Consider the following 10,884-nt stretch of genomic DNA (forward strand, 5'->3'; position numbering starts at 1 on the left):
TGCGCCACAGATCAACGGGCATCCACCTGGCGTTATCCCCGCCGCGGCCATCACGCAGGCGATGGCTGAAAACGCAGAGCAGACCGACAGGACGGGGGCTTTCCCGCATCAGAATCTGGCATGGTTACGTCAGCAAGGGCTGCTGTCACTGGCGACGGCCTCGCATTATGGCGGTGGCGGTGCTTCATTGCCGGCCCTGCAGGCGGTGATCCGTGCGATTGCCCTGGCTGAGCCTTCAACCGCGCTGATTGTCTGCATGCATTACCTGCACCATTTACGTCTGCGTCAGCCCGCAAACTGGCCTGCCAGCCTGGTCCGTCAGGTGAGTGAAACCGCCGTGACGGAGGGGGCATTGATCAACAGCCTGCGGGTCGAACCGGAACTCGGATCTCCGGCACGCGGGGGACTGCCGCAGACCCTGGCCAGACGGACGGCCACCGGCTGGGTCCTGAATGGCCATAAATTATACACCACCGGTATTGAAGGCCTGCACTGGCTGGCGGTATGGGCCCGCAGTGACGATGAGCCTCCGCTGGTCGGAAGCTGGCTGGTGCCAAAATCGGCCCCCGGCATCCGCATTATTCCCAGCTGGGATCACCTGGGGATGCGCGGCACGGGCAGCCATGAAGTGATCCTGAAGGAGGTCACTGTGCCACTCAGCTATGCCGCCGCCGTCAGCCCGTTGGGCCATCAGCCACCTGCCGATGACCGGGCGGCAGCGCTCTCAGCGAATGCCAATACTGCGCTGCTGGCGGCCATTTACGACGGAATAGCCCGTGCCGCTACCGACTGGCTGACCGGGTGGCTGCAACAACGCATTCCGGCGGGGACCGGAAAACCCCTGGCGACGCTGCCGCGGATTCAGGAACAGACCGGACAGATGGAATCGCTGTTACTGGTGAACAGCACGCTGCTGGAACGGGCGGCGGCGGAAGGCTTCACCACGGTCGGGGCCGGGCTGGCTAAAAACACTATCACAGATAATGCGATCACGGTTGTCGACCTGGCGCTCAGGTTATCAGGAAATTACGGGCTGACGAGACGTAACCCGCTGGAACGACATTACCGGAACGTTTTATGTGGCCGGGTACATACGCCGCAACAGGACAGTGCCTGGCTAAGTGCCGGCCGGCAACGGCTGGAGGCAGGTCTGCCCTGACCCTCTCTGCCGCCACTCCCGGCCGGATGATCAGGGCCGGACAAATACTTTTGTGACTCACTCTTTCTCCCCGGACAGGGGAATGATGAAAAGGAACTGACTTATGCGCTCTTCCGTATTCTCCCGCAGACGTTTTCTGACGCTCGGCTCCGGTGTGGCTGCGACCTCGCTGCTTGGCGGTTTCTCCGCCCCGTTATGGGCAGACAGTGCCGGTGCCATGCCAGGTATGGCAGACAGGATACAAACGGCCGATAATACGCCCGGCGGACAGACCGATACCTCATCACTGCGGCTGGCCGAACCCTTTAAACTGAAGCTGGCCATCAATCAGAGCGCTATCTGTATCGCGCCGGTTACCGTCGCTCAGCAACAGAATCTGTTCAGTAAATATAATCTGGATGTTGAATTCGTTAATTTTGGTAATTCGACCGATGTTCTGCTGCAGGCGATTGCGACCGGTAAAGCCGATGCCGGTATTGGCATGGCGTTACGCTGGCTTAAAGCTCTGGAGCAGGGGTTTGATGTCAAACTGACCGCCGGCACCCACGGCGGTTGCCTGAGCCTGATCACCGCCAATCATTCGCCGTATACCTCGCTGGCAAGCCTGAAAGGTAAGGCTATCGGCGTTACCGATATGGCCGGGCCGGATAAGAATTTCTTTGCCATTTTACTGAACAATCACGGTATCGATCCCATTACAGAGGTCGAATGGAAAGTCTATCCTGCAGACCTGATGAGCCAGGCCCTGGATAAAGGCGAGATAGCCGCCATCAGTGGCAGTGAACCTTTCAGTACCCGGTTACTGGATACCGGAAAATATCATCTGCTGGCCAGTAATATGAGCGGTGAATACGCGCATCTGAGCTGCTGCGTTATTGGTGTCAGCGGTGCCCTGGTGAGGAAACATAAACCGGCAGCGGCGGCACTCACCCAGGCGTTGCTGGATGCTCATAGCTTTGCAGCCACAAATCCTCAAAAAGTGGGCACGGAATTCATGGCGCATGCCCTGAATACGACTCCGCAGGAAGTATCCGCGATTTTAATGAGTCAGGCCCATAGCCACCACGCGGTCGGCCAGGCCTTTGTGAACGAAATGACCCAATACGTCACCGATCTGCAGCGGGTACAGGTGATCAGTGCGTCAGTCAATCCTCATCAGTTTGCGGAGAGTATCTATGCAAATGTCTTCGCCTGAGGCGGTGTTCGACAGGCCCGCACGGCTATTGCCGCCGCTGTGGACACAGGGGGTCATAGCCGCCGGTGCCTGGCTCGCTTCGGCCGCCATCACACAATACTGGCCGGACGGCAGCAGGCTGTGGCCCTATTCTCAACTCTGGGCAGAATGTCATGCCGGCATTGCCCTGCTGTTACTGATCCTGTCGCTCACATTTCGCCAGTGGTCGTTGCATCTCCCGCGTCTGAAATACGCAGGTGCCTGGCTGATTGCCTTACCGGTATTACTCAGTGTCTGGCAGCTGTTAACCGCGAAGTTGCTGATCCTGCCGGTCCCTTTTTTTGCTCCGCCACAGGCGTTGATCCAGGTCTTTCACGATGACTGGCCACGGCTGTTCGACAGTCTTTATCACTCATTGTCGTTATTACTGAGTGGGGTGGTGCTGGGAACCCTGGCCGGATTTATTGCGGGCCTCGCTATCGGCTGGTCTCCACGGGTTGGCTACTGGATGCATCCCTTACTGCGTATTCTGGGGCCGTTACCGGCGACCGCCCTGTTACCGCTGTGCTTTTTTCTGTTCCCGACCAGTCACGATGCCAGCGTGTTTCTGATTGCCCTGGCCACCTGGTTTCCGGTCACGGTGCTGACCTGGTCCGGCGTCGCGGCTATCGATACCTCCTGGTATGACGTGGCAAGAACACTGGGCGGAAACTCCCGCTTTCTCATCTTACGCGTGGCTATTCCTGCGGCGTTGCCCAGTGTGTTTGTCGGTTTATTTATGGGGCTGGGGGCGTCGTTCTCAGTACTGATTGTGGCCGAAATGGTCGGCGTTAAATCGGGAATTGGCTTCTACCTGCAGTGGGCCCAGGGCTGGGCGGCCTATCCCAATATGTATGCAGCCTTACTGCTGATGGCCCTGCTCTGCTCCGGGTTGATAAGCCTGCTGTTTTTAGTCAGAAACCGGGTGTTACGCTGGCAAAAAGGAACGATGAAATGGTAAATGCGGCACAAAACATAGCGGATGCTGACGGGCTGGCCATTCGCCTGAAGAATATCAGTCACCGTTTCACTCTGAAAGATAAGCAGTTGCCGGTACTGGACAATGTCAGCCTGCAAATAGCGCCGGGCGAGAGTGTGGCCTTGCTGGGTCCGTCGGGTTGCGGTAAATCGACGCTGTTACGTCTGCTGGCCGGTCTGGAGCCCTTACAGGCGGGGCAACTGCTGGCTGACGGGCAACCGGTAACCGCCCCGGGGCCGGACAGGATCCTGGTCTTTCAGGACCCGACACTCTATCCCTGGCTGACGGTCAGACAGAATGTCTTACTGGGGCCGCAGGCCAGGGGACTGAAAGGGTTAGGCCCTCAGGCAGATCGGTTAATTTCACGCATCGGCTTACAGGAGTTTGCTCAGGCCTGGCCGGCACAGTTATCCGGCGGAATGGCACAGCGCGCCGCGCTGGCCAGAGCACTGCTGAATGAACCGCGCCTGTTACTGCTGGACGAACCGCTGGGTAAACTCGACTCGCTGACCCGTATCCGGATGCAGAGTGAGCTGATTACCTTGTGGCAAAGTCAGGGATATACCAGCGTACTGGTGACCCACGATATTGAAGAGGCGTTATTACTGAGTCACCGCGTCGTGGTGTTCTCCCCCCGGCCTGCCCGGATCCTGGCGGAATTCCATAATCCCGCCCCTTTCCCGCGCCATCGCGATTCCCCCTTGCTGGTGAAACAACGGCAGGAGATCCTGGCCCTGCTCGGCCAGGGAACAGACTGGTAACCCTGAAAAACAGGAGTTGTAATGAGTACAGAAATATTAGTCCGCCCAGCGCCTGGCCAGCATAGTCGCTGGTCTGCAGAAGAAGCACGTATTCGCCGCGATCTGTCCCTGGCCTACCGCCTGGCAGCAAAGCTGAAATTCACCGACCACATTTATACCCATTTCTCTGCCAGGGTGCCGGGCGAGGAGGAACACTTCCTGATTAATCCCTACGGGCTGCTGTTTGAGGAGATCACCCCGGAAAACCTGACCAAAATCGATGTGGACGGTCATATTATCGATGACCCGACCGGGCTTGGGATCAATCAGGCAGGATATGTGATCCACAGTGCTATTCACCGGGCAAGACCGGACCTGAAAGTGATCCTGCATACCCATACCCGGGACGGTGCCGCCGTTTCCGCTCAGCGGGACGGTTTATTGCCGCTGTCCCAGCATGCGCTCAGTTTCTATTCCCGCATCACTTATCACGATTACGAAGGGGTCGCCCTGGACCTGGATGAACAGCAGCGACTGGTTCGTGACTTAGGGGAGAGCGATGTGATGATCCTGCGTAATCACGGGCTGCTGGCGGCCGGTAAGAATATCGCTCAGGCTTTCCGTCATCTGCATGTCCTTGAGCGGGCCTGTAATATCCAGATAGCCGCTCTGGCCGGGGGACGGGATAATATTCTGCCGGCGCCGCGACAGGCAATAGAAAAAGTCCGGGAGCAGTCTGCACGGTTCAGCGACGGCAATGATCCGGTCACTCAGAAGCACTGGGACGCACTGGTACGTTGGTTAGAGGCGGACGATCGCCACTGAGATACCGCGCCCCCGTTTCACGGCCACCACGGGCAACAGGGGTGCTGTGGTGGCTCCGTGATTAGCGGAACTTGCGGTGGTTCTGATTGCGGATATCAATCAGCTTTTTAGCCGCGGCTTTGGCTTCCGGTAATTTATTTTTCACCGCCAGTGCATCCACAACATTAATTTGTGCAATCAACTGATCAATGCCGGCACGGTAGGCCTTCATATTTTCGCTGTCAGCGGCCTGACCCTGCAAAGTATACGGGGTACCTGTTCTGGCATCTTCTGCGGCATGACGCATTTTTTCCAGCGACTGATGCATCTCCTGAGCATTACCGGCGTTCTGTACGGTGACCAGTTCAGAACCCAGAATGTCCATGTCCTGCTCGAGGGGCAGCGCATTGGCGATGAGCGGGAAGCATATTAATGATGCGGTGAGAACCACCACTGAAGACAGACGCATTGCTCACTCCTTACGGTAAACGGGGCCGCGATAGCGGCCCCTTTCTTATATTATTTTACTGTCGGGTCTACTGACCGGCAATTTTCATTTCCGGTAACAGAACGGAACCACACTGAATATTACTGCGGGTTTCGATATCATCACCCACGGTGACGATATTCTTCCACATATCCTGCAGATTTCCGGCAATGGTGATTTCACTGACCGGATACTGGATTTCGCCATTTTCTACCCAGAAGCCGGAAGCGCCACGGGAGTAGTCTCCGGTCATGGCACTGACCCCTTGCCCCATCAGTTCAGTCACCACCAGCCCGGTGCCCATCTGTTTCAGTAGCTGGTCAAAGGTATGTCCCTGACCGGCGATACGCCAGTTATGGATGCCACCGGCATGTCCTGTGCTGTGCAGCCCCAGTTTCCTGGCCGAATAACTGGTCAGCAGCCATTGCTGTAAGACACCGTGATCAATAATCGTCCGGTCGCGGGTCGTGACACCTTCACTGTCAAACGGCGTGGAAGCCACGCCTTTCAGTACGTGCGGTCGTTCTTCAATCGTCAGCCAGTGCGGAAAAATTTCTTTCCCCAGCGAGTCGAGCAGGAAAGTGGATTTGCGGTAGACACTGCCGCCACTGATCGCTCCCACCAGATGACCAAATAATCCTGTCGCCACTTCGGAGGCAAAGATCACCGGCGCTTTCATGGTCGCCAGTTTACGCGGGGCCAGGCGGGCCAGTGTACGGCGCGCGCACTCTTCGCCGACCCATTGCGCAGATTTCAAATCGGCAAAGTCACGGGCCGCGGTGTAGGCATAGTTACGTTCCATATGCCCGTCCTGCTCCGCAATTACGCTGCCGGAAATGCCGTGACGGCTGCTGCAATAGCTGTTCAGCAGACCGTGGCTGTTACCGAATACGCGAATACTGGCATGGGTGTTAAAACTGCCACCTTCGGTATTCACAATGCGTTTATCCGCCTGTAAGGCGCTCTGCTCGGCTTCTGCCGCCAGTTCAATCGCACGGTCAACCCCGATGTCCAGCGGGTGGAACAGGTCCAGATCGGGCGGATTCCAGGCCAGCAGATCTTTTTCTGCGACACCGGCATAAGGGTCCGGTGAGGTATAACGTGCAATATCTACCGCTGCCTGCACCGTCCGCTGAATAGCTTCCGGGCTAAGGTCAGTCGAAGAAGCGCTGCCTTTACGCTGTTGCAGGTAAACGGTGATCCCTAACGCACCATCGCTATTGAATTCAACATTTTCCACCTCGCCATAGCGGGTACTGACGCTGAGTCCCGTCGTTTTACTTACTGCGACTTCCGCGCCATCGGTGGTGGCTTTCGCCAGTTCAAGCGCGTGAGAAACTGCCTGTTCCAGTACTTTACGTTGTTCTGCAACCTGAGTTGATACGTTCATCGATCTGCCGTCTACTCTTATGTATGAATATAATCAGTCTATCAGAGTCAGAGAACAATTTCGCAGTCACCCTGTAACCTGTTAGCATTAGCCTCTTTTTTCAGGAGCCAGATAATGACAAAACAACCCGAAGAGTGGCTCGACCACGAGCCGGACCCGCTAGAAGATGAAGATGATGAGATTATCTGGGTCAGTAAAAGTGAGATAAAGCGTGACGCCGAAGAACTGAAACGCCTCGGAGCCGAGCTTATCGACCTGAGTAAGAGTTCTCTGGAGCGTATACCGCTGGATGAGCAATTACGTGAAGCGATTGAACTGGCGCAGCGTATTAAGAAAGAAGCCCGCCGCCGGCAGATCCAGCTGATCGGTAAGCTGTTACGCTCCCGCGATGTCGAGCCTATCCGCCAGGCGCTGGATAAGCTGAAAAACCGCCATAATCAGCAGGTCGCGTTATTCCATAAGCTGGAAGGGATCCGTGACCGGTTAATTGAGCAAGGTGATGATGCTATCGCTGAAGTCATTAACCTCTACCCGGCCGCTGACCGGCAGCAGCTACGGAGTTTTATCCGCAACGCACAAAAAGAGAAGGCGACAAACAAAGCGCCGAAATCTGCGCGGTTAATCTTTCAGTATCTGCGTGAGCTGGCAGAAGCAGAATAAGCGTTCAGACCGGGCGAGTCTCCTCGCCCGGCTGAGATCTTATCCCGCCTGAAGTAACCGCTGCTGAAGTTTCTGGTGGATACCGTCAAATCCGCCATTACTCATGACCAGCAGGGTATCCCCTGGTTTTGCTTCCCGGGCAATCATCTCCACCAGCGTATCGATATCCGCACTCCAGTGTGCCGGCTGAAGACAAGCTTCTGCCACTTCAGATACCTGCCAGCCGATATGGTGTGGCTGATAGAGAAAGACCTGATCAGCCTTGGCAAGCGATGGGGCAAGTTCATTCTTACTGATGCCCAGTTTCATGGTATTGGAGCGGGGTTCAAGGACTGCCAGAATCCGGCCGCCATTGCCGACTTTGCTGCGCAACGCTGACAGGGTCGCCAGTATGGCCGTCGGATGGTGTGCAAAATCATCATACACATCGATACCGTTAAACTGTCCCCGCAATTCCAGACGTCGTTTCGCATTCACAAAGTCATTCAGCGCCAGCGCCGCATTTTCCGGGGTCACACCGACATGTCGCGCGGCAGCCATCGCCATCAGCCCGTTATGCATGTTGTGTTCACCGACCAGCGACCAGTTGACCTCTGCCACCGGCTCGCCGTCATACAAAACTTTCCAGCGTGACGCATCTGCCGTGAGCTTTTGTGCCTGCCAGTGACCATGCTCGCCCAGCGTTTCCTGTTCACTCCAGCAGCCCATATTGATGACCTGACGCAAATGGCTGTCCTGTTCAGGCCACAGGATTTTCCCCTGCCCCGGCACGATGCGTATCAGGTGATGGAACTGACGCTGAATAGCCCGTAAGTCATCGAAGATATCCGCATGATCGAACTCGAGGTTATTGAGGATCAGAGTACGCGGACAGTAATGGACGAATTTTGACCGCTTATCAAAAAAGGCACTGTCGTATTCATCGGCTTCGATCACAAAAAACGGACTGTCCCCCAGCCTGGCGGAAACATCAAAATTACCCGGCACACCGCCAATCACAAATCCCGGTGCCAGCCCGGCGGCTTCCAGGATCCAGGCCACCATCCCTGAGGTGGTGGTTTTACCGTGTGTTCCCGCGACCGCCAGCACCCAGCGGTCACGCAGCACAAAATCGTGAAGCCATTGAGGACCGGACAGATACGGAATATTTTTTTCCAGCACCGCTTCCACGCAGGGATTCCCCCGCGCCATCGCGTTACCAATAATGACCAGGTCAGGGGCCGGATCCAGTTGTACCGGGTCATAACCCTGAGTTAATTCAATACCCTGTTGTTCAAGCAGCGTGCTCATTGGCGGGTAAACATTGTTGTCCGAGCCGGTGACTTCATGTCCCAGCGCACGGGCGAGTATTGCTAACCCGCCCATAAATGTGCCACAAATACCCAGAATGTGAATTCGCATAAACAGATCCATTACCCAAAAGTTCAGCTACAGTGTAACTCCTGAGCCGACAACTAAGAAACAGATGATTGATTAAGTTGTTGCACCCCGATAAGGTTGCGATAGTGTTAATATCAGGTGAGTCATTAATTAACAAATCAGAGAATTGTTATGAAAACATTGGGTGAATTTATTGTTGAGAAGCAGCATGACTTTCCTCATGCCACCGGTGAACTTACCGCACTGATCTCGGCTATCAAGCTGGGTGCAAAGGTGATTCATCGTGATATTAATAAAGCCGGCCTGGTGGATATTCTTGGTACCAGCGGTGTCGAAAACATTCAGGGCGAGCAGCAAATGAAGCTGGATTTGTTCGCCAACGAAAAACTGAAATCTGCCCTGAAAGCCCGCGGGATCGTCGCCGGGATTGCCTCCGAAGAGGAAGACGAGTTCGTCATTTTTGAAGGGGTCGAGGACGGTAAGTATGTGGTCCTGATGGATCCCCTCGACGGCTCTTCTAACATTGATGTCAATGTCTCAGTCGGCACCATTTTCTCTATTTATCATCGTATCACCCCGACCGGAACGCCGGTGACCGAAGAAGACTTTATGCAACCGGGTACGCAGCAGGTGGCCGCAGGTTATGTGGTTTACGGGTCGTCCACTATGCTGGTCTACACCACCGGCCATGGAGTACATGCCTTTACCTATGACCCGTCACTCGGCCTGTTCTGTCTGAGCCAGGAGCGTATGACCTTTCCGCCACAGGGCAGTACATACTCCATAAACGAGGGCTACTACTCACGTTTCCCGAAAGGAGTAAAAAGATACATTAAATTCTGTCAGGAAGATGATGAAGCCAGCCGCCGCCCGTACACCTCACGGTATATTGGTTCACTGGTTGCCGACTTCCACCGCAACCTCCTGAAAGGCGGTATATACCTCTATCCGAGCACCGCTCAGTACCCGAACGGTAAATTACGTTTACTGTATGAATGTAATCCGATGGCTTTCCTGGCGGAGCAGGCCGGAGGGAAAGCCAGTGACGGCGCAAACCGTATTCTGGAACTGAAACCCCAGACTATCCACCAGCGGAGCCCGTTCTTCGTCGGTAACACTTCCATGGTCGATGACGTGGAACGTTTTATGCGCGAGAACCCTGAACAAGCGCCACGCTAAGCTCTGCGACACTGTCCGGGAGCCGTGTCAGTCACGATGTCTGCCTTACGACAGACATCGTGACCACTGACTTCGGGTCTGCGGTGTTTCCCGTCTCCCGGTGAGGGCCTGCCCCGCTCACGCTGACGTTCTCCCCGTATCTTCGCCCTGCCCCTGCGGCAACTGACGGTTTTTTATCCATCGTATCCCCCGACCTGGCCGGCCACGTTATTCCGCCCGGGGGGATCACTCTGAAAGAAGAAAAAGAGACAATACTTTCACTGTCAGTTAGCTATAATACCGGGCACTTAATTTACGTCACTAAAGGAATTAAACGATGAGTTTGAACCTGGTTGAGGCAGGTAAAGATCTGCCAGAAGATATTTACGTTATCATTGAAATCCCGGCGAACGCTGATCCTATCAAATACGAAGTAGATAAAGACTCAGGTGCTCTGTTTGTCGATCGTTTCATGTCTACTGCCATGTTCTACCCATGTAACTATGGTTACATCAACCATACCCTGTCTCTGGATGGTGATCCGGTAGACGTACTGGTCCCTACACCGTACCCGTTAGAGCATGGTTCTGTGATCCGTTGCCGCCCGGTGGGTGTACTGAAAATGACCGATGAGTCCGGTGAAGATGCTAAAGTCGTTGCTGTACCGCACAGCAAACTGACCAAAGAGTACGATCACGTTAAAGATGTGACTGATCTTCCGGAATTACTGCGCGCTCAGATCACACATTTCTTTGAGCACTACAAAGACCTGGAAAAAGGTAAGTGGGTGAAAGTTGACGGATGGGCCGATGCGGCTGCAGCGAAAGCTGAAATTCTGGAATCTTTCAAACGCGCTCAGAAGTAATTTCTGCTGAACGAAAAAAAACGCCGTCCGGTCAACAGACGGCGTTTTT

11 protein-coding genes are annotated in these 10,884 nt (G+C 55.0%); 8 read left to right on the top strand and 3 right to left on the bottom strand.

Annotation, left to right across the window (positions count from 1 at the left end; translation table 11 throughout):
* Positions 1–61 precede the first annotated feature (61 nt).
* From JK223_RS05320 to JK223_RS05340, 5 genes are all read left to right on the top strand, one after another.
* A complete protein-coding gene (locus JK223_RS05320; protein ID WP_212713224.1) occupies positions 62–1,159 on the top strand; it encodes an acyl-CoA dehydrogenase family protein in 1,098 nt (365 codons plus the stop codon).
* A gap of 103 nt (positions 1,160–1,262) precedes the next feature.
* Positions 1,263–2,354 (top strand): ABC transporter substrate-binding protein, encoded by a 1,092-nt coding sequence (locus tag JK223_RS05325; protein ID WP_212713175.1) that lies wholly within the window; start codon positions 1,263–1,265, stop codon positions 2,352–2,354.
* On the top strand, positions 2,335–3,333 hold the full coding sequence (locus JK223_RS05330) for an ABC transporter permease (RefSeq protein WP_371813065.1): 999 nt from the start codon (positions 2,335–2,337) through the stop codon (positions 3,331–3,333). Before JK223_RS05325 ends, JK223_RS05330 begins: the two co-directional genes overlap by 20 nt.
* A complete protein-coding gene (locus tag JK223_RS05335) occupies positions 3,327–4,112 on the top strand; it encodes an ABC transporter ATP-binding protein (RefSeq protein WP_212713176.1) in 786 nt (261 codons plus the stop codon). Before JK223_RS05330 ends, JK223_RS05335 begins: the two co-directional genes overlap by 7 nt.
* Before the next feature lie 21 nt (positions 4,113–4,133).
* Positions 4,134–4,916 carry a class II aldolase/adducin family protein gene (locus JK223_RS05340; protein WP_212713177.1) on the top strand — a complete coding sequence of 261 codons (783 nt, stop codon included), beginning with the start codon at positions 4,134–4,136 and terminating at the stop codon, positions 4,914–4,916.
* Between the two features lie 61 nt (positions 4,917–4,977).
* Here the strand turns inward: JK223_RS05340 and cybC are convergent, their stop codons facing one another.
* Positions 4,978–5,364 (bottom strand): cytochrome b562, encoded by a 387-nt coding sequence (cybC, locus tag JK223_RS05345; protein WP_212713178.1) that lies wholly within the window; start codon positions 5,362–5,364, stop codon positions 4,978–4,980.
* A gap of 67 nt (positions 5,365–5,431) precedes the next feature.
* On the bottom strand, positions 5,432–6,772 hold the full coding sequence (pmbA, locus tag JK223_RS05350; RefSeq protein WP_212713179.1) for a metalloprotease PmbA: 1,341 nt from the start codon (positions 6,770–6,772) through the stop codon (positions 5,432–5,434).
* 114 nt (positions 6,773–6,886) lie between these two features.
* On the opposite strand from pmbA, the gene yjgA reads away from it, so the two are divergent.
* Complete coding sequence (yjgA, locus tag JK223_RS05355; protein ID WP_212713180.1) at positions 6,887–7,432, top strand: ribosome biogenesis factor YjgA; 546 nt, start codon at positions 6,887–6,889, stop codon at positions 7,430–7,432.
* A gap of 39 nt (positions 7,433–7,471) precedes the next feature.
* Here yjgA and mpl read toward each other — a convergent pair whose 3' ends face one another.
* Positions 7,472–8,833 carry a UDP-N-acetylmuramate:L-alanyl-gamma-D-glutamyl-meso-diaminopimelate ligase gene (gene mpl, locus JK223_RS05360; RefSeq protein WP_212713181.1) on the bottom strand — a complete coding sequence of 454 codons (1,362 nt, stop codon included), beginning with the start codon at positions 8,831–8,833 and terminating at the stop codon, positions 7,472–7,474.
* Between the two features lie 150 nt (positions 8,834–8,983).
* On the opposite strand from mpl, the gene fbp reads away from it, so the two are divergent.
* Both fbp and ppa read left to right on the top strand, forming a co-directional pair.
* On the top strand, positions 8,984–9,991 hold the full coding sequence (gene fbp, locus JK223_RS05365) for a class 1 fructose-bisphosphatase (RefSeq protein ID WP_212713182.1): 1,008 nt from the start codon (positions 8,984–8,986) through the stop codon (positions 9,989–9,991).
* A gap of 316 nt (positions 9,992–10,307) precedes the next feature.
* Positions 10,308–10,835, top strand: coding sequence for an inorganic diphosphatase (gene ppa / locus JK223_RS05370; protein WP_212713183.1), 528 nt, complete (start codon positions 10,308–10,310; stop codon positions 10,833–10,835).
* The last annotated feature ends 49 nt before the right edge of the window (positions 10,836–10,884 follow it).

Origin of the sequence: Tatumella sp. JGM118 (genome assembly GCF_018257515.1) — a bacterium.
GTDB classification, from domain to species: Bacteria; Pseudomonadota; Gammaproteobacteria; order Enterobacterales; family Enterobacteriaceae; genus Tatumella; species Tatumella terrea.